Below are 18,235 nucleotides of genomic sequence, written 5' to 3'. Positions count from 1 at the left end.
CCTACAGCCCCAGCCAGTCCTTGCCGTCGTCCTCCGCCTGCTGCCCCACCGGCTCGGCCACCTCGTCGCGGCGGGTGGCCCAGGCGGGAAAGGGATAGTTGACGAGGACCGGGTTGGGCACGTCCGGCTGGCTCACCAGCATGGTCCCCGGCTGGAGGATGCCCGCGCGGGCGCGGAAGCTCTGCGGCAGGAAGCGGTACTCGGGCCGCTCGGCCTCCGCGAGGTCCAGGCGGCCCACCACCCGAATCGCCGCGTTGGAGACGATACGCCGCTCGACCTCCGAGGCCGTCTGCTGCGCCCCAATCAGGATGATGCCGAGGCTGCGCCCACGTTCCGCGATGTCCAGCAGCACGTCCTTGATGGGGCTGTCGCCCTCACGCGGCGCGTACTTGTTCAGCTCGTCCAGCACGACAAACACGGTGTCCTGCCGCCCGTAGCGTTCCTTGTGCTCGAAGAGGTCGCGCAGCAGCACGCCCACCACGAAGCTCTGCGCGTGCGCCCCCAGCTTGTGGATGTCCACCACACTGGTCTGCACGCCACTCGCCAGCAGATTGGGGCGGTACTTCGCGGCCTGCCCCGGCGTCAGGTCGCCGCGCACCAGCGGCGCGAGATGCTTCTGCACCCCGCGCAGGCGGCGGACAAAGGCGCGCAGGGTGCCCTGGTTCTGCTTCAGCACCCACCTGGGGTCGCCCTCGCCGTCGTTCTGTTCCAGCAGCTTGTATTCGAGGTACGAGATGAGCTGCGCGAAGGTCTCGATGCGCGTCTTGCCCATGTCGTCGAAGCGCAGGTCCTCCTCCAGCAGCACCTCGGTGTCGGGCTGCCAGTCCTCGACGGTGAGGTAGGGCGCGTCGTCCCCGGCGGCCAGCCGCGCCAGCTTCTCCTCCATGTTGCCGATGACGAAGCCGATGTTGAGGCTGCTGCCCGCGTCGGAAAAGACGTAGGGAAGCATCCGCTTCTGGCAGAACTCGCGCAGGCTGAACACGAAGGGGGTGACGCCCTCGGAACGCTGCTCCACGTCGGGCACAATCACGTCGCCCGCCCCGGCTTTCGGGGGTGCGAGGAATTGCACGTCGCGGAACGGCTCGACGGGCAGGCCCAGGCGGTCGTAACGGCCTTCCGGCCAGCCCTTGCGCGCCCGCACGTCCCCTTCCTTCTTCTGGACCTTCGCGTTGGGCTTGTCCAGAAAGAGGAGGTCCTCGCCCTTCACGTTGAAAATCAGCGCGCGGGTGTTGTGGCCCTCGCGCCGCTGCGCCAGCACGCCGCCCCGGAAGATGGAGTGCAGCAGGAAAAGGGCATAACTCGTCTTGGTCGCCACACCGGAAATCCCGCTGATGTTGATGTGGCCGCCGCTCTCGCCGTTCACGAACTGGTAGTTGACCGGCAGCACCTGCCCGTCGGCCAGCAGCCCACCCGCAAAGGCGTGGTCCATCTTGTCGGCGCTCAGCGCCAGGCGCAGGTCGTCGCCGCGCGCGTGCCGCACCTCGTCGCCGGGCTGGGGCGGGATGAAATCCTCGGGGTCCACCCGCGTCACCAGCACGCGGGCCGCGTAGCTCACGGAGGCGGGAAGCAGGCCCGCCACCACGTCGGCCACGTCGCTGTCGAAGGTCACGCCCTCGTGCCGGGTGCGGACGTGGTCCACGATGCCGTAGAAGTGGACCGGCTGGCCGTCCGGCTTGAGCGTGCGGACCGCCACCAGGTCGTCCATCTGCACGCTCGCGCCGGGCAGCACGGCGAACCAGAAGGTGACGGGCGTGGCGTCCTCGGTGCCCAGCACCATGCCGAGGCGCTCGCCGGGCACGGCGTCACCCGGCACAGCCGTCACGCCACCACCCCCAGCTCGCGGGCAATGTGGGCGCGCAGGCGGCGGGTCACGAGGTCGGCGCTGCCCATCGCGCGGGTCATCGCACTTTCCAGGGCGGCGGTGGGAATCAGGTTCTGGGGGGCGCGGGGGTCCTTGTGTGCCTTGCTGGCGAGGCGGCACAGCAGCGTGCCGCTGATGGCCGCCACCTCCCGCACGATGGGCGGCAGGAAGTCGGGTTCCTCGGGCGCGTACATCTCCAGCCGCATCACGCCCGACATGGGGTGCTGATAAAAGGCCGCCTCGCACAGCCGCACGTACCAGATGAAGCGGGTGTACTGACCGTTGGCGTATTTCATGTGCATGATGGGCGTCCGCTCGCCGGGCTTCAGCTCGGACAGCAGGCCGGCCCGGTCGGGCGGCAGATACTGGGTCTGCATCGTCTTGACGTAGCCCACCACCGCCCCCCCCAGGTTCTGACTTCTCAGGGTGCCGTCCTGCAACGTCAGCGAGGTCAGCGCCTCGCGCGGGTCCGTCTCGTCGAAGGGGACCGGGGTGGCGAGGCCGTGCGAAAGGTGCTGTTCGGCGGCCAGCATCGCCTGTTGCAACTTGTGCAGGGGCGCGAGGGGGTCGCTGCTGTCGGCGGCCACCGGGTGGTATTCCAATCGCCCGGTGTGCGGGTCGCGCGGCGAGAGGCGGTAGGGGTCTACCCGCAGCCCCGGCGCGTGGGCCAGGAGGCGCTGCGCCTTCACGTCAGTCAGCGTGGCGGGCCGCGTGCCGTGGGGGCAGAGGTCCACCGCCCCCACCACGTAGGCCCCGAAGCCGCCCATTCCCGCCTCGCCCTGCTCGTCCTCGATAAAGACGCGCGATTCCATGCGCCGCTTGCCGTCCACCACATGCACCGTGCCCAGCCGGGGCGGGATGGGCCGCGGCGCGATGGCCGCCCAGCGCAGCGTCTCCAGATCGATCAGCTCGCCCTCGAACCGTTGCAGGCCCAGTTGGCCGCCCTCGATATCCACGGGCCAGGGGTCAAGACGGATGCGCATGGGGGGCATTCTAGGTTGTGGGAGGTGGGTTGTGGGCTGTGGGAGGCGTTGGCGCAGGCTCCTGCTCCTGCTGCCTACAACCTACAGCCCACGACCCACAACCCCAGCCAGCGCCCGCAGCCCCGCCTCGTCCGTCAGCGTGAGGCAGCGGTAGGCGGGGGTCAGCAGGCCGTCGTCGCGCATCTCGCCGATCAGCTTGGAGACGCTCTCGCGGGTGGCCCCGGTGCCCTCGGCGATCAGCTCGTGGGTGGCGCGGACATAGCGGGTGCCGTCGCGGTGCGCCCCGCCCAGGCTGCTATCCGCCAGGTTCAGCAGGTAGCGGGCGATGCGCTCGCGCAGTTCGCCGTCCTGGATATGCACGCCGTCGGTCATCATGCGCTGAAGCTGGGTGCTGAGGCTGAGGGTGATGTCCCACAGCTCGGCCTGGCTCAGGTGCTGCGGGTGCAGGGCCGTGAGGGCCGCGTCGGTCAGGGCCGTGACCTGGTGGCCGCGCACCGTCCGGTGCAGGGTTTCTTCCCCGAACACGTCGCCGGGCCGGATGTGGCGCACGGTCAGGGTGCGGCCCTGGGGGGTCAGGCGCACCGCGCGCAGCAGGCCGCTTTCCAGCCGGTAGAGGCTGGGGGCCGGGTCGCCCGCGTAGTAGAGCGTCTCGCCGCGCCGCAGCGAACGGCGGGAGAGGTCAGGTGTGGGAATCGGGCGGGTGTGCAGGGTCATGACGCGCTCCTGAAGGGGAGGTGGAGGGGAGGCGGGCGGGGTCGAAGCTGTCCGGACTGTACAAGCCCTGTTCAAGGTTCAAGCGTACGGCGGGCACTTTGTGAAGGGCCGCGCAAGCCTGAGCTTTGCCCTCAGCCGAACACCTCCAGGCCGTCCTCCACGACGCTGGCATGGGCCGCGACGGTCAGCGTGTGGTCGCGGTTGTACCCGCCCGCCATCATCGTGACCACCGGCACCCCGGCACCCCGCGCCCAGGACAGCGCGGCGCGGTTGCGTTCGCGCACGCCGTCCAGCGTCAACGCGAAGCGCCCGAAGCGGTCCCCGGCTAGCACGTCCGCCCCGGCCAGGTACAGCAGCAACTCCGGGCGGAAGGCCTCCAGCGCAGGAAGCGCCTGCGCCCGCAGCACCTCCAGGTACTCGGCGTCGGTCACGCCGTCGGGCAGGCCGATGTCCAGGCCGCTCGTCTCCTTGCGAAAGGGGTAGTTGCGCTCGCCGTGAATGCTGAGCGTGAAGGCCCGCGTCTCGCCCGCCAGCAGCGCCGCCGTGCCGTTGCCCTGATGCACGTCGAGGTCGAGGACCGCCACCCGGCGCGCCAGGCCCTCCTCCAGCGCCAGGTGGGTGAGGATGGCCGCGTCGTTGACCAGGCAAAAGCCCTCGGCACGGTCGCGGAAGGCGTGGTGCGTGCCGCCCGCCAGATTCGCGCCCCAGCCGTGCGCGAGCGCGTCGTGCAGGGCCGCGAGGCTGCCACCCGCCGCGCGGCGGGCACGCTCGACCACCCCCGGACTCCAGGGCAGCCCGAAGGCGCGTTCCTCACTCGCCGTGACCTCCCCGCGCCGCCAGCGCCGCAGCCACGCGGGGTCATGCACGCGCGCGGCGTCGGCCCAGCGCAGCGCCGGAGTGTCCAGCATGGGCAGCCGCCCCGTCAGGCGCTGGGCGACCCCCGCGTATTTGTAGGCCGGAAAGCGGTGGCCTTCCGGCAGCGGGAAGGTGTACGCGGCAGGCGTATAGGCCCGGAAGGGGTGGCGGAAGGAGGCGGGGTCGGTCACGGGTGCAGTCTGGCGCAGGCGGCGGGGCAGGAGAGCGGGCGAGGTCACTCAAAGGTTGAACAGCCCAGACCTGCACAGTCCGTGCCCCTGCAACGGCTCTCCCTTACTCTGTCGGACATGACCACGCCGCTGCCCCTGATCGTGAGCGCCGGGGAGGCGCTGACTGACCTCGTGACCGCCGGGGAGAACATCTGGCACGCGCATCCGGGCGGGGCGGGCTGGAACGTGGCGCGGGCGTGTGCGCGGCTGGGGGTGCCCACGGCCTTCGCGGGGGCCGTGGGAGAGGACAACTTCGGGGAGGACCTGTGGCGGGCGAGCGAGGCGGCGGGGCTGGACCTGCGCTTTCTCCAGCGCTCGCCCCAGCCCACGCTGCTGGCGGTGGTCTACCGGCTCGACCCTCCCGCCTACCGCTTTCTGGGCGAGAACAGCGCCGACCTGCACTTCGACCCGGCGCGGCTGCCGCAAGGCTGGACCCAGGCGGCCCGCTGGCTGCACGTGGGCGGTATCAGCCTCAGCCGCTGGCCGCTGGCAGACCGGCTGCTGGCGCTGATTGAAACAGCGCGGGCGGCGGGCGTGAAGCTCAGCTTCGACCCCAACGCCCGCAGCACGCACCGCCACCCGGACTACCCGGCCGTGTTCGAGGCCGTCACCCGCCGCGCCGACCTGCTGAAACTCAGCGACGAGGACCTGCGCTTCTTCTTCCCGGCACTCTCCGAGGCGGACGCGCTGCGGCACCTGCGGGGCCTGAACGCCCGCTGCCCCATCGTGATCACGCGCGGGGCGCGGGGGGCGACCCTGTACCAATCGGCGGGCCGGGTGGAGCTGCCTGCCACGCAGGTACCGGTGGCCGACACCGTGGGGGCGGGGGACGCGCTGTGCGCGGGCCTGCTCGTCAGCGCGACCCAGCACCCCGACGCGCTGTGGACCGAGCACCTGCGGCTGGGGCTGCGGGCCGCCGCTGCCGCCTGTGCCCGCCCCGGTGCCTATGCGCCTACCCCGGAAGACCTGGCGGCGTTGCCGGGCTGATTACTCCCGAACGCCCGTCCAGTCCAGGGGTTCCCCCGCCGCGCAGAGGGGGCAGCCCTCGGGCGCGAAAGTGCGGAAGGGGTGCGGCGCGAGGGCGACCGCCGCCACGTCCGGCAGGGTCGCTTCCGGGCGAATCAGCCAGGCGCTCAGCCCCAGTACCTCCAGGCCATGCTCCCGCAGGCCACGCACCAGACGGCGGGCATCGTTGCCGGTGCAGACGAGGTCGTCTATCAGCACGGCCCGCTCGCCCGGTGCGGGCAGGTGCATCCGGTGAAAGGCCGCGCCTTCTCCCTCCACGTTCAGGAAGGCGACCGGCAGGGCGAGGTGCCGCGCCACGAAGGTGGCGAGGACCGCGCCGCACTGGCTGGCCCCGGCCAGCAGGGTCGCGCCGGGAAAGGCCGCGGCAAGCTGTGCCGCCTGCCGGGAGGCGAGGCGGTCCAGCCGCACAGGGTCGCGCATGACCTCCCCCTTTTCCAGCCAGCCGTCGCCGTGCAGGCCATTGCGAAAGGCGGTATGGCCCGCGCGGCGCAGGGGAGGCAGCCAGTCGGGCGTTTCCGAGGCCATCTCAGCGCACCAGCGACACGTCGTCAGGACGGGCCTCGGCCATCAGGCGCAGGAAGGCCTCGACATACTGGGGGTCGAACTGCCGTCCGGCCTGGAGGCGAATCTCGGTGAGGGCCTGCTCGCGGGGCCAGGCGGGCTTGTAGGGGCGGGCATTGGTCAGGGCGTCGTACACGTCCACGATGGCAAAGAGCCGCGCGGCGTCGGGGATGTTCTGGCCGCGCAGCCCCACCGGATAGCCGCTGCCGTCCCAGCGCTCGTGGTGGTAGCGCACCAGGTCGAGTGTCTCGGCGGGCAGGAAGTGCAGGTCCTGGAGCATGTCGTACCCGACGGTCGTGTGGCTCTGGATGATCCGGCGCTCCGCCGCGTCCAGCGGGCCGACCTTGTGCAGCACCCGGTCGGGAATGGCGAGCTTGCCCAGATCGTGCAGGTACGCGCCCCAGCGCAGCGCCTTGACGCGCTCCTCGTCCCAGCCCAGCCGCCGGGCGACCTGCACGCTGATGTCCACCACCCGCTGGGTATGGCCGCCGGTGTCGTCGTCGCGGTGCTCCAGGGCCGCGCCCAGCGAGCGCAGGGTGAGGTCGTTGGCGTCGTGCAGGTCACGGATGGCCTGCCACTGCCCGAGTTGCGCGCCCAGCACCCGCGCAAAGGCCGCGACCACCGCCGTCTCCTCCTCCGCGAAGGGCCGGTCGGCCCGCGCCAGAATCAGCAGGCCCAGATGCCGCTCGGCGCGGTCATATACCGGCACCACGTGGTGGTGAGGCCGGTCCTCGCGCTTGAGCAGCAGCAGCACCTCCTCGGCGACCCAGTGGTCGGCCTGCACGCTGCGGCTGTCGTCGTCGGTGGGCTGGATGGGCTGGCCCAGGTACCACTCGAAGGCCCCCCGCGCCCCCAGAATCCGGGGCGTGCCCTGCCGGTAGGCCACAAAGGCCAGGTGCGGCGCAACATTCAGCCGGGCGAGAATGTCCACCCCCGCCTTCACGATGCCCCCCTCGTCGCGGGCCTCACCCAGCCGCTCGCTGCCAATTTGGAGGGCCTGCATGGTCCGCCGCGCCCAGGCGAGTTCGGCCCCCGCCGCCTGCCCCCGCAGCACCAGCACTCCCAGCATGCCCAGCACCAGCAGCGCGCCCAGCAACTCCGGCAGCCCCGGCACCGCCTGCCCCCGGTGCAGCGCCAGCGCCGCGATAAACGCTGCCGGGTACGCGACCAGTGCCAGCCAGCGCAGCACCCCCCCCGGCGCAGCCGTGACAACCGCCAGGAGCAGGGCCGCTCCTGCCAGCAGCCCCTGCTGCCCAGCCCAGGCGGCGTAGCCGAGCGCGCCTATCCCCAGAACCACACACAGAGATGACCAGATGGGCAGTCGGAACACAGGGGGAGTCTAGCACCAAATGAAGGCTTTCTAAAGAGAGCGGCCTTAATTGTTGCGAGGCGGCCAGCAACGTTGCGGCGCTCCTACAATGAAAAACTGACAGACTTCTTACTGCTTTCCGGTTCGCTGCCTGGAAAGGAACTGGACTTCGCTTGAGGAGCTGCTGTCTTCTAAGAACCTTTTCTGATGAAAATATGATGTGAAGGGCGTTAAGTAGCAGGGTAAATAAATGCATAGGCGGCGGGGAAAATGGCGTGACGCTTTCCCCGCCGCCCGTTGACCTGCCCCGGCGCTCAGGCCGGCTGGAGGTCCATGATCCGGTTCTTGGCGTCCACCAGCACCACGCGCGGCTCCAGGGTGTGGGCTTCCTCCTCGCTGAAGTTGCCGTAGGCGGCGATGATGACCATATCGCCGGGGCGCATCAGGTGGGCGGCGGCCCCGTTGATACCGATCACGCCGCTGCCCCGCGGCCCGCTGAGGGCATACGTGCTCAGGCGGTTGCCGTTGGTGATGTTGTAGATGTCCACGCGCTCATTGACCAGGATGTCGGCCGCGTCCAGCAGATCCTGATCGATGGTGACGCTCCCGACGTAGTCGAGGTCCGCCTGTGTGACGGTCGCGCGGTGAATCTTGGCCCTGAACATGATGCGTTCCACAGCCACGGATTCTACGCGGCCGGGAGGTGGGGGGAGGTGACGGAGAGCTTGATTGGGCCATGAGCTATGAGCGGTGAGCCATGAACGGGCACCCGGACGCTTCCGCTTTTGGCGTGAGCCATCTTTCTCATGGCCCATAGCTCACGGCTCACAGCCTCCTACCCCTCCGGCAGCACCCCGTCCACGAACACCGTCTTCTGGTCGGTGTAATGCACCTGTCCAGCAGGGGAGCCTTTGGGCCGCCAGACATGCTTGATGCGGGTGTAGTCCACCGGGACATTGCTGCTGCCGCGCGCCTTGCTGTGGGCGGCGGCGAGCTGCGCGGCATACAGAATGTCAGGCAGGGCCAGGTCACGCCCCCCGCTGCGCACGAGGACATGGCTGCCGGGATAGCCCTGGGCGTGAAACCAGTAGTCCAGGCTGCGCCCCAGCCGGTGCGTGAGCGCAGCGTTTTCCTTATTGTTGCGGCCCACCAGCGCCTCGAAGCCACCGGGGGTGGTGAAGCGCATCCCGTAGGGGCTTTTCTCGGGCCGCTCGGCCTGGAGGGTCGCGGTCAGGGCTTCGAGGTCTTCCAGACGGGCGGCGTCGAGCTGATCCAGGCGCTCCTGGGCCTCGGCCAGTTCGGTGAGCAGGCTGCCCTCGCGCTCGGCCAGGCGCTCGTACACGTCCTCACGGCGACGGGCGCGGGTATAGCGTTTCTCGGCGTTCTGCACGGCGCTGAGCTGCGGGTCCAGGGCGACCGGCACCTCCCCGCTGCCGTCGAAGGCGGGCAGCGACGCGGAGGCCGCGCCGGGCGGGACGCTATGCGCATAGGCCATCAGCAGGTCGGCCTCGGTGCGGTCCTGGGCCGCCGCGTCCAGCCCCGCCTCGGCACGGGTCACGTCCCCGAGCTGGTTCTGGAGGAGGGTCAGGCGCTTTTCCAGCGGCTCCCGCAACGCCTTGCGGAGTTGCGCGGCCTTTTCCTGACGGGCGGCCTCACGCGCGCCCTCGTGCATCACGCCCTCGCTGACAGTGGGGTCCGTGACCAGCGAGCGCAGGGCGGCGAGCGCCTGCGGCCAGCGTTCGGCGGGGGCCTCGGACGGGGCCAGCTCCGCGCGGCGGGCCAGTTCAGCGCCCAGCAGCGGCCCCAGCCCGTCCAGCCGCTCACGCCACCGGCCGATGGGGAGGGAAGCCAGGGTCTGGGCATCCTCTTCCGTCAGGGTGCGGGGGTCGAGCTTTTCATAGGGTGGCGGCGGCGTGTAGACCCCGCCGCTGCGCACCGTGCGGAAGCGGTTGCGGCTGCCGGTGATCTCGCGGGCGGCCTGGAGGATGCGGCCCTGGGAGCCTTCGCCCTCCTCCAAGACCAGCACGTTCGCGTTGCGGCCCGTCACCTCGAACAGGAGCCGGGTGGGGGGCTGGTCCACGAACCCCGTCTCACCCGCGAAGTGCAGCATGAACACCCGGTCGAGCTTGAGCTGCTCGGCCCCCACCAGGTCGCCGCGCACCCGGTTCGCCACGAAGCGCTGAAAGGGATTGTGCGGGTCACCGCGCAGCCGCTCGCGCGACACGAACACCACCGGCTGCGGCGGGCGGTAGCTCAGCACCAGGTTGCCCACCCCGTCGAGCAGCAGCGCGGCGGTCGTCTCGTCGGGAAAGACCCAGCCCAGCGTGCGGGCGGGCAGGTGCGGCGCGAGATCACGCAGCACCCGCGCCAGCATCAGCCCTTCCATGCGCGGTCCTCGGGGGGGGGCAGTCGGTCGCAGTTCATCCGGGCATGGTAGCGGGTGCGCAGGAGGGAAACAAAAAACCGCCCGAACCTGGGCGGAAAGTGGGTCTGAAAGAAGGGGAACAACCGGGGGAGAGAGGCTTACTTCAGGGCGTGCAGGAGCGCCGCCAGGCCGGTGAGGAAAGTGCCGAGCGCCGCAATGATCACGGCGACCTCACTCATCTTCACTGGCTTTCGCGGGCGCTTGGGTGTATCCTTACGATGTTTAGGCATAAGGATTCACCTCCTTTCCGCACCCGGAACGCAACTCCGGGTGCTTTCGCGTTATCCCGTGTTGCGCCTCCCCTCCCGGTTGTCATGCACCCCGTCCCGTAGTGGGACACCGTGATTCTAGCTCAGCCCGCGAGCCAAAAAAGAGGCAGGCCCCCGCAGGAAGCCCACCTCTCCCCTTTCCGCCCGCTTTAGAAGAACTGCCCGATGCGGAAGTAGAACTTGCCGGTGCCGTTCTGGGGGCTGTAGCCGTAGTCGAAGCGCAGGCTGGGAAGGCGCGCGCCGCCCAGGCCCAGGTTAAGCTGCACGCCCGCGCCCACGCCGTAGTTCAGGCTGAAGTTTTCGCCGCTGTTCCAGGCGTCGCCCGCGTCCGCGAAGACCACACCGTACAGCCCCTGGGTAAAGGAGTTGGTGAGGTTGAAGTCGTAGCGGTACTCGGCGCTGGCGGTGAAGTAGTTGGTGCCGAACAGCTGGTTGTTCTCCAGGCCGCGAATCTGGTAGGCCGCCGCCGGGGTGCTGCCGCCGCCCACGGAGTAACCGGTGCCACTGGGCGCAGTGCCGCCGATGGTCCCGGCGTTGGCGCGCACGGCGATGGCCTGCTGGCGGGTCTGGACGCCCAGGCCCTTGTCGAGGGTGCGGCCCAGGCCCAGGTAGGTGCTGACGCCGCCCTGCACGTCGGTCCAGCCGACCGGGGTGCTGCCCGAAGCGCCGAAGTTGTACGAGGCGTCGGTGTTGGCGCGCACGCCGCGGCTGGGAAACTCGGGGTTGTCGGTGGTGTCGTAGTTCAGGCTGCCGCTAAAGCTGGTGGTGCGGGTGGTCGGCGTCAGCAGCGCCCCCGCCTGCTCGTCGGTGTAGCTGCTCTTCTCGTCGTTCTTGAGCGGCTCCAGGAAGTAGGTGCGGTAGCTGAAGCCGGTGCCCAGCGAGGCCGACAGGTTCTGGGTGATGTTGCGCCCGGCGCGCACGCTGAAGCCGCTGGTGCGTACCGTGTACTGGCGGCCCGTGTCCACGGCGGTCCCGCTGCTCTTGTCCATCACGGCGAGGTTGCCCGCCACCGCCGTGCCCACGTTGGCGCTGAGGCTGGTGGGGTTGGTGCGGAAGTCCAGGAAGTTCAGGTCCAGCCAGGGCACCGTGTAGGACACGTTCCCGACCAGGTTCTGCCCGGCATCGTTTTGCTGCGCGCCCGCGCTGACTGCGAAGTTGTGGCCCAGGCCAAAGGCGTTGGGGTTGCTGTAGGCCACGTCCCCGGCAAAGCCCGTCATGCTGTCGTACTGGAGGCCCAGGCTGATCGGAATGCCCTGGTTGCTCTCCGCAACCGTCAGCACGTAGGTCACGTTCTCGGGGTTCTGCGGGTCGCTGCGGACGTTCTCCCCGACCACCTGCACGTAGCCCAGGCGGCTCACGCGGGCCAGCCCGGCGCGCAGGTCGGTCAGGTTGAACAGGCCCCCGGCGGCGGGCAGCTCGCGCAGAACCACGCGGTCTTTGGTGTTGTGCTTGCCCTGCCACTGGAGTTCGTAGCCTGTCAGGCGCACCTCGCGGACATTGAAGGTGAGGGTGCCCTCGTTAAAGGCGATGGCGTCGCGGGTGCTGATTTCATAGCCCGCCTTGCGGTAGGCGTCGCGCACGGCCAGGAAGTCTTCCTGCGCGAGCTGCGGCGAGTACACGTCCCCGACCTTGGTCTTGATGGCCGCCGCGAGGGTGGCGCTCGGCACCTTGGTGTTGCCCTTGAAGACAATCTGCTTGACCGGTCCGCTCTTCACGTCCGCCGCGCCGAAGTACACGGCGACCTGACCGGGGTTCTGGGGGTCGGCCTGAAGCGCGAAGCCCACCGGCATCCCCGTCTTGTTGGACAGGGCGCGCACGTCGGCACGCAGCCGCTCGACCGAGAGGGGCTGGCCCGCCCTGGTCTGGAGGGTCACGCCCGCGGCGTCAATCCCGTCGAAGTTCACGCTGGCGGCGCGGCCCTCCACGACGCGCACCTTCAGCACGCCGTTTTCCAGGGTGGTGCCCTGCGTGTTTACGCCGCTCTGAACGTACCCGGCGGCGTCGTAGGCCTGCTGGAGCTGCTGCACCGCGTTGTAGTAGGCGGGCACCGTGAACTTCTTGGCGTCGTAGAGGGGCTTGAAGATGTTGGTGACCGTCTGGGCGGGCAGCAGGCTCACGCCCTCGACCTCCACGCGCCGCAGCGGGGCCGTCTCGTCGACCACGAAGCTCACGCCGACGGTGCCATCTTTGTTGGTCTTGGTGGTCGCGCTGATGCTGGGCAGGAAGGGAAAGCCCTCGGCGCGGTAGTTCTGCGCCAGGGCCTCCCTGGCCTGATCGAGGCGCTGGGTGTTGAGCGTGGCTCCGGGCGCGATGTTCAGCAGTTCGGCGATGCTCTTTTTAAAGGCGTCGGCGGGCAGGAAGGTCAGGCCGGTCGCGTCCACCGTGCTGATGGTGGGGTTGGGGGCCACCGTGATCACCAGAGTGTCGCGCCCGCCCAGGGTGCGCAGTTCGGCGGTGGCGGTCTTGAAGTAGCCGGTCGCCAGCACCTCCTGTTCGACCTGCCGCAGGTTCACGCTGGAAAGCGCGGTGCCGGGCTGCACGTTCAGGGTGGCCTTGAGATAGTTGGTCAGCAGATCGCTGGTGCCGTTGACCACCACGTCCTGCACGGTCCCGGCCTGCTGCGCAAGGGCGACCGGTGCCGCGAGGAAAAGGGTCAGGGCGAGGGTGTGGGGGTGTCGCATGCGTCTCCTAGTGTGGCACAGGTGCGGAAGCTTCCCGCAACGTTCTGACGGTTCTGACAGTGCCGTCCGGGCCATCAGACCGGCGGGGCCGCCCCTGGCAAGTGCCCTGTCTCACCTTTCCTGCTCAGGTCCTGAGAAGGGTGAAGGAATGTTGACGCGGCCTCCACCTCTGGCCCTGCCCTGGCCTCATGCCGTGCCCGACTTGAGCCGGGAGCCTGGACAGGCCACAATGCCCGGCGTGATGCACAGCGGGAGAGGCGGGAGATGAGCGGGCGGTCAAGGCCGGCGGCGTCTGCCGGAAGGGAACAGGTCAAGTGAGCCTGCCGGACGTGCTGGCCGGCATCCGCGCCGCCGAGCAGCGGGCGGGCCGCGCCCCCGGCAGTGCCCGGCTGGTGGCCGTCACCAAGGGGCAGGACCTGGAGGCCATCCGCGAGCAGGTGCTGGCCCATACGGACCTTCAGCCGGGCGGCTTCCCGCTGGGCGAGGGCCGCGCCCAGGAACTGCGTGACAAGGCGGCCCAGCTGGCTGAGGAGCACCTTGCTGGGGCACAGCTCCCGGAGGTCGAGTGGCACTACATCGGCCCACTGCAACTGAACAAGGTCAAGTACATGCGCCCGGTGAGCCTCATCCACGGGCTGGAGGAGGTGCGGCAGGCGCGGGCGCTGGCCGACGCCGCCGCGAAGTGGGGCCGCGCGCCCGACGTGCTGCTGCAACTGCACAACGGCGAGGCGCAGAAGCACGGCATTCACCCGCAGGACCTCCGCAACGTCTACGCTGAGGTGATGCAAACAGGTCTGACGGTGCGGGGGCTGATGGTGATGGCTCCCGAGGGTGACGCGGAGGCGGCCCGGCGCGTCTTTGTGGACACCGCCCGGCGTGCCCACGACCTGGGCCTGGCCGAACTCAGCATGGGCATGAGCAACGATTACCCCCTCGCCGTCGAGAGTGGCGCGACCCTGGTGCGCGTCGGAAGGAGTCTCTTCACATGAGCCAGACCCCCACAGAGCAGGCCCCCACCCATTCGTCCCTCACGCCGCTGGACATCGGCCACCGCCAGTTTCCGGGCCGCCCCGGCGGGTACGACCGCGCCGGCGTCCGCGCCTTTTTGGGGCAGGTGGCCGATCAGGTCGAGGCCCTGCTGCGCGAACGGCAGGACCTGCGCGCCCGCCTGGCGGACCTCGAACGCGAACTCGACGAGCGCCGCCAGGCCGAGGACGAGATTCGCCGCGCGGTGGTGGCCGCCGAGCGCATCGGCCACGACCTGCGCGAGAACGCGACCCGCCAGTGCGAGCTGATGATCGAGCAGGCGCAGAGCCGCCGCGAGGTGCTCGACCGCGACGCCGAGGCGCGGATGGCCGAACTCGAGGCCCAGCATCAGGTGCGGATGCAGGAGCTGGAGGCCGCCTTCCGGGGCCGCTTCGCCGACCTCGAACGCGACCACCACCAGCTCACCCTGGAGCGCGACCGCGCCCACGCCGAGCGCACGGTGTACCTCGACCGCGCCTTCAACGAGCGGCACGCGGACCTCACCGCCCGCCTGAGCGTGGTCCGGGCCGAATACACCCAGTTCGTCAGCCAGTACCGCGCCCTGATGCAGTCCTTTACCGAACTCAGCGCCCGCCACCTGCCCGCCGGCGACGACCTGTCGCTGCCCGGCGCAGGCGCGGCCCTGCCCCTGGACGCCCCCACCCGTGTCGAGGAGCAGCAGTTCGTGTGACCGGAGGCGCGGCCCGCCGGGACCCACCTGCCCGGCGAGCCGGCTTCAAGAGCTTGGCTGGCTCTCTCGTCCAGCCGTAGAACCCTCTGCCAGCAGCTCTGCGAGTTCCCTTGCGGGGGAGCCTGGGACGGGTACAGCTCCGCAAGGGAGGGGAACGCCGCAGGCGCTCAGGCTTCCACGTCCGACCAGGCGAATCCGGCGCGTTCGGCCATGCTGCGCAGGGTGCGGCGGCGAGCTTCCAGCGTGGCAAAGGCCGCCTGGACCTCCGCGTCCGGGCGCAGGGGCAGCCCGGCGGCGCGCAGGGGGGCGAGGTCGGGCAGGGGCGGTGCCTGGGCCGGGACCCGCAGATGCACCCGGCAGTACGTGGACAGCAGGCTGGAGAGGGAGGCGCGCACGGCCCGCAGGCCCTTGGGGGGTGGGGCGTCCAGCGCGTATTCGATAAGGCTCAGGGCCTCGTCGAGGGCCGGGAGGGCCAGGTCGATCGATTCCTCGGGCTGGCGTTCATGAAAGCGGTACAGGCCGGGCGTGTTCTTGAGCTGGGCATCCAGGGCGTTGAGGCTGGCGGCCAGGTCGTCCACCAGGCCCTGCGTTCCGTTGACGTGGTCGTGCCAGGCGGTGACGACCAGGCCCTGCGCGCTGCCTCCCAGACGGTGAATCCGCAGCGCCAGGCCGCGTTGCCCCGCCTGCGTCTGGGCGACCGGCACGATAAACGAGATGGCGAACGTGATCAGGACAAAGCCGTCGAGGGCGGTCAGATCGGTCAGCAAGCGCCATCCGGTGTAGACCGGCTTCAGGTCGCCCAGACCCAGGGTGGACATGGTGTAGCCCACGAAATACAGCACGTCCCACAGGTCGGCGGGCGTGCCGGTCGAGGCCCCGACGAGGGACCCCGGCCCCCCCCAGAACACCAGCGCCCAGCCCAGCCACGACAGCAGGACCCAGGCCAGCAGCGTGCTGACCACCATCACGATGCCGTTCCAGGCCAGGATGCGCCGTCCCAGCAGCCGGGCCGCGCCCTGCATTACGGCATACAGGGGGCGGTGAATCAGGCGCGAGAGGTGCCCCTCACCGGTCTGCATACTGCTGGCGAGCAGGTCGAACAGCACGGTGACAATCAGGAACGCTCCGGGCACCCACAGCAGGGAACGCAGCATGCGGGGCATTCTGGCAGAGGACGTGCCCCGCTCCCCCGCGCGGGCCTGCTCTAGCCTGTGCCCATGCTCCTGCCCGAAGACGCCCTGCCGCCTCCAGGCCCCCGCCTTTATGCGCGGCCCATCTCCCCTGCCCGTGCGGCTGGCCTCGTGATTTGCGGGTTGCGGGCGCTGGAGGGGGTGCCGGGATGACCCCCGAAGAACTCATGGGAGTCTGGGACGTGGGAGGGGTCCAGACGATGCACCCCCTGGGCGGCGGGAGCATCAACGGGGCCTTCCGGGTCATGACGGACACAGGGCCGCTTCATCTGCGGGTGTACCGCAGCCCCGACCGGGAACGGGCCGAGCGCGAACACGCGGCCATCGCGGTCGCGGCGCGGGCGGGCCTGCCGACGCCCGTTCCCCTCGCCGCCCGTGGGGGCGGGACAGTGGCACAGATGGGAACGCATCTGGCCGCCCTGTTTCCGGTCGCCGCGGGTGCGCCTGTGCCGCGCGCTGCCCTGACCCCCGCGCACGCGCAGGCCCTCGGCTCCTTCCTGGCCGACGTGCATGATCGCCTGCCCACCCGCGTGCCGTTCGGGGTGCCGCCGCTGCGTGCGGCTGGCCTGGAACACACGCGGGAACGGCTGGAGCAGATTCAGGCCATCCTCCTGGCCCTCCCACAGCCGGACGAGGTGGACGGCTGGGCGCTGGAACGGACCCGGCAGCGGCTGGCGCACCTGCGGGCCTCGGCCCTGCCGGACCCCCTCCCCGCCTTCCCGCCGCGCTTCCTGCACGGGGATTACCACGACGGAAACGTGTTCTTCGGGGCCGGGTGGCCCGCAGCCCTGATCGACTGGGAACAGACCCGCCTAGCCCCCCGCGCCTGGGAGGTCGTGCGCTGCCTGCACCTCAGCCTGAGGCTGGACGCGGCCCTGTCCGGCGCGTTTCTGGGGGGCTACCGGCAACGCCTTCCCCTGCCGGAAGACGAACTGGCGGACGGCGCGGCCCTCTACGCCACCTTGCAGGAACGCAACGTCTGGACCTACGAGAGCGTGTACAGGGAGGGCAACCCCGGCCCACGCCGCTTTAGAGCATTTGTCCGAATTACGCCGTTGGAGGAAAAACGCCTCCAACGGCTCCATTCTCCCAAACGCTCTCCTTATTTCACTCGCTTCGCTCGGTCAAAAAGAAGGTCTCTTTTTGACAAATGCTCTATCGCCCCGCCACCCTACGTGCCGTTCCAGGTGGCCTGGGCGGCCAGCGGCCTACGTTGACGCAGGCAGCTTCCACCACACTTTCCCCAGTTCGCCTGCCGCCGCTTCCGCGCGGGCTTCCTCCTCGCGGCCCAGGGCCAGCAGTGCGGCCACGCGGGCCGGGCTGCGCGGCAGGCTGCGGGCCAGCGCCTTGGCCGCGGTGCGCCCCGCCTTGTCCCGGCTGCCCAGCGCCGCCTGCGCCCGGGCGAGAACGGCCAGCAGGTGCGCGTCGGCCTCCTGCCCGGTGAGTTCCGCGACCTTCAGCCCCTCGGCCAGGGTGCGGAGGGCGGCTTTCGCATCCGTGCCGAGTCGTTGCTCTCCCAGCAGGGTCGCGGCGGCCACCAGCGCCCCGGCGTCCCCTTCCGCGCGGGCCAGGGTGAGGGCATGCCGGGCCAGGTCCAGCGCGGCCGGCTGCCCAGCCTGCCAGGCCGCGCGGGCACGCAGCAACGCGGGGCGGGCGGCGTCCGGCTGGCCGTCCAGCACGCTGCGGGCCGCGCCGGGTTGCCCCAGCCGCAGGTGCGCCGCCGCAAGTGTGAGGGGGTCACCCACCCAGCGAAGCGTCAGGGTGGGCTGCCCCAGGTGAAGGGCCAGCCCTGCCGCCTCTTTCTGTTCGTCCGGGAGCGGCGACAGGAGATGCAGGGCGGCAAGGGCTGCCCGTTCGTCCCCCCGGTCCAGGGCCTCCCGCACGGCGGCGAGGGTCACGGGGCGGGCCTCCTGCGGGTGCTCGGGCATCGGCCCCAGGATAGCCCCCAGGTGCTCGGGGTCAGGCGCTCAGGCCAAAATCCAGACCCAGGAAGCGCCACAGCGAGCGCCGGGGCACCCGCAGCCCGCTGGGATGTTCGACGGCAGCCAGGCGGCCGTCGCGGATCCAGCGGCGGACGGTGCGTTCGTGGGTGCCGGTGAAGTCCGCCACCTCGCGGACTTTCAGGAGCTTCGGGAGCGTCTGGAACTGTTCGGTGAGCGTCAAGGGAACCTCCGAAAAGCACGCGGGGCCACCCGAAGGCAGCCCCGACGACGTTCTGAATGGTAACCGGCCAGCGGCCCACCCGCGCCCCCACCACCCAGGGGCGGGAGAGGCAGCGCGGAGGCAGTCAGGTCGGTCAACTTGCAGGGAGGGTACCACGCCCACTGTCAAGAGGGGGTCAAGAATAAAGGTCAGGTCAGGAGCAGGCTCCCCACCTGTGATGGGACAGAAGTCCCCCGGAGAGCACCTCCAGC

The 18,235-nt window shown here is 70.2% G+C and carries 17 protein-coding genes; 5 read left to right on the top strand and 12 right to left on the bottom strand.

All coding sequences use genetic code 11. From position 1 onward, the window contains the following. Nucleotide 1 precedes the first annotated feature (1 nt). The 4 genes from ABEA67_RS03185 to ABEA67_RS03170 all read right to left on the bottom strand — a co-directional run bounded on the left by ABEA67_RS03185 (nt 2) and on the right by ABEA67_RS03170 (nt 4,604). Complete coding sequence (locus ABEA67_RS03185) at nt 2-1,777, bottom strand: ATP-binding protein (RefSeq protein ID WP_345461794.1); 1,776 nt, start codon at nt 1,775-1,777, stop codon at nt 2-4. Nucleotides 1,778-1,818: 41 nt separating this feature from the next. Next, entirely contained in the window at nt 1,819-2,853 is a 1,035-nt protein-coding gene (locus ABEA67_RS03180) for a DNA double-strand break repair nuclease NurA (RefSeq protein WP_345460750.1), read from the bottom strand. A gap of 72 nt (nt 2,854-2,925) precedes the next feature. Continuing rightward, nucleotides 2,926-3,558: a Crp/Fnr family transcriptional regulator gene (locus ABEA67_RS03175; protein WP_345460747.1), complete on the bottom strand. Its 633-nt coding sequence runs from the start codon at nt 3,556-3,558 to the stop codon at nt 2,926-2,928. A 131-nt stretch (nt 3,559-3,689) separates the two neighbouring features. Continuing rightward, on the bottom strand, nt 3,690-4,604 hold the full coding sequence (locus ABEA67_RS03170; RefSeq protein ID WP_345460744.1) for a histone deacetylase family protein: 915 nt from the start codon (nt 4,602-4,604) through the stop codon (nt 3,690-3,692). Nucleotides 4,605-4,721: 117 nt separating this feature from the next. Here ABEA67_RS03170 and ABEA67_RS03165 point away from each other — a divergent pair, with 117 nt between their 5' ends. Then, nucleotides 4,722-5,630 carry a carbohydrate kinase family protein gene (locus tag ABEA67_RS03165; RefSeq protein WP_345460741.1) on the top strand — a complete coding sequence of 303 codons (909 nt, stop codon included), beginning with the start codon at nt 4,722-4,724 and terminating at the stop codon, nt 5,628-5,630. Here the strand turns inward: ABEA67_RS03165 and ABEA67_RS03160 are convergent, their stop codons facing one another. From ABEA67_RS03160 to ABEA67_RS03140, 5 genes are all read right to left on the bottom strand, one after another. After that, nucleotides 5,631-6,194, bottom strand: a complete 564-nt coding sequence (locus ABEA67_RS03160) for a type I phosphoribosyltransferase (RefSeq protein WP_345460738.1) — start codon at nt 6,192-6,194, stop codon at nt 5,631-5,633. A gap of 1 nt (nt 6,195) precedes the next feature. Beyond that, nucleotides 6,196-7,560: an HD-GYP domain-containing protein gene (locus tag ABEA67_RS03155; protein ID WP_345460735.1), complete on the bottom strand. Its 1,365-nt coding sequence runs from the start codon at nt 7,558-7,560 to the stop codon at nt 6,196-6,198. Nucleotides 7,561-7,853: 293 nt separating this feature from the next. Then, complete coding sequence (gene panD, locus ABEA67_RS03150) at nt 7,854-8,216, bottom strand: aspartate 1-decarboxylase (RefSeq protein WP_345460732.1); 363 nt, start codon at nt 8,214-8,216, stop codon at nt 7,854-7,856. Between the two features lie 158 nt (nt 8,217-8,374). Next, complete coding sequence (locus ABEA67_RS03145; protein ID WP_345460729.1) at nt 8,375-9,925, bottom strand: Rqc2 family fibronectin-binding protein; 1,551 nt, start codon at nt 9,923-9,925, stop codon at nt 8,375-8,377. 457 nt (nt 9,926-10,382) lie between these two features. Then, on the bottom strand, nt 10,383-12,914 hold the full coding sequence (locus ABEA67_RS03140) for a BamA/OMP85 family outer membrane protein (RefSeq protein WP_345460726.1): 2,532 nt from the start codon (nt 12,912-12,914) through the stop codon (nt 10,383-10,385). A 314-nt stretch (nt 12,915-13,228) separates the two neighbouring features. Between ABEA67_RS03140 and ABEA67_RS03135 the strand changes: the two genes are divergently transcribed. Next, a complete protein-coding gene (locus ABEA67_RS03135) occupies nt 13,229-13,903 on the top strand; it encodes a YggS family pyridoxal phosphate enzyme (protein WP_345460723.1) in 675 nt (224 codons plus the stop codon). After that, on the top strand, nt 13,900-14,631 hold the full coding sequence (locus tag ABEA67_RS03130) for a DivIVA domain-containing protein (RefSeq protein ID WP_345460721.1): 732 nt from the start codon (nt 13,900-13,902) through the stop codon (nt 14,629-14,631). Before ABEA67_RS03135 ends, ABEA67_RS03130 begins: the two co-directional genes overlap by 4 nt. 167 nt (nt 14,632-14,798) lie before the next feature. Here the strand turns inward: ABEA67_RS03130 and ABEA67_RS03125 are convergent, their stop codons facing one another. After that, nucleotides 14,799-15,785: an ion channel gene (locus ABEA67_RS03125; RefSeq protein WP_345460718.1), complete on the bottom strand. Its 987-nt coding sequence runs from the start codon at nt 15,783-15,785 to the stop codon at nt 14,799-14,801. A gap of 63 nt (nt 15,786-15,848) precedes the next feature. Here ABEA67_RS03125 and ABEA67_RS03120 point away from each other — a divergent pair, with 63 nt between their 5' ends. Together ABEA67_RS03120 and ABEA67_RS03115 are read left to right on the top strand one after the other, a co-directional pair. Then, nucleotides 15,849-15,974 carry a hypothetical protein gene (locus tag ABEA67_RS03120; RefSeq protein ID WP_345460715.1) on the top strand — a complete coding sequence of 42 codons (126 nt, stop codon included), beginning with the start codon at nt 15,849-15,851 and terminating at the stop codon, nt 15,972-15,974. Continuing rightward, on the top strand, nt 15,971-17,038 hold the full coding sequence (locus ABEA67_RS03115; RefSeq protein WP_345460712.1) for a phosphotransferase enzyme family protein: 1,068 nt from the start codon (nt 15,971-15,973) through the stop codon (nt 17,036-17,038). Before ABEA67_RS03120 ends, ABEA67_RS03115 begins: the two co-directional genes overlap by 4 nt. On the opposite strand, the gene ABEA67_RS03110 is transcribed toward ABEA67_RS03115, so the two are convergent. Both ABEA67_RS03110 and ABEA67_RS03105 read right to left on the bottom strand, forming a co-directional pair. Beyond that, nucleotides 17,030-17,749, bottom strand: coding sequence for a serine/threonine-protein kinase (locus tag ABEA67_RS03110; protein ID WP_345460709.1), 720 nt, complete (start codon nt 17,747-17,749; stop codon nt 17,030-17,032). The genes ABEA67_RS03115 and ABEA67_RS03110 overlap by 9 nt on opposite strands. Before the next feature lie 31 nt (nt 17,750-17,780). Continuing rightward, nucleotides 17,781-17,984 carry a helix-turn-helix domain-containing protein gene (locus ABEA67_RS03105; protein WP_345460706.1) on the bottom strand — a complete coding sequence of 68 codons (204 nt, stop codon included), beginning with the start codon at nt 17,982-17,984 and terminating at the stop codon, nt 17,781-17,783. Between the last annotated feature and the right edge of the window lie 251 nt (nt 17,985-18,235).

It is taken from the genome of Deinococcus carri (assembly GCF_039545055.1).
Lineage (GTDB): Bacteria > Deinococcota > Deinococci > Deinococcales > Deinococcaceae > Deinococcus > Deinococcus carri.
This window is presented reverse-complemented; position numbering and strand designations above follow the sequence as displayed.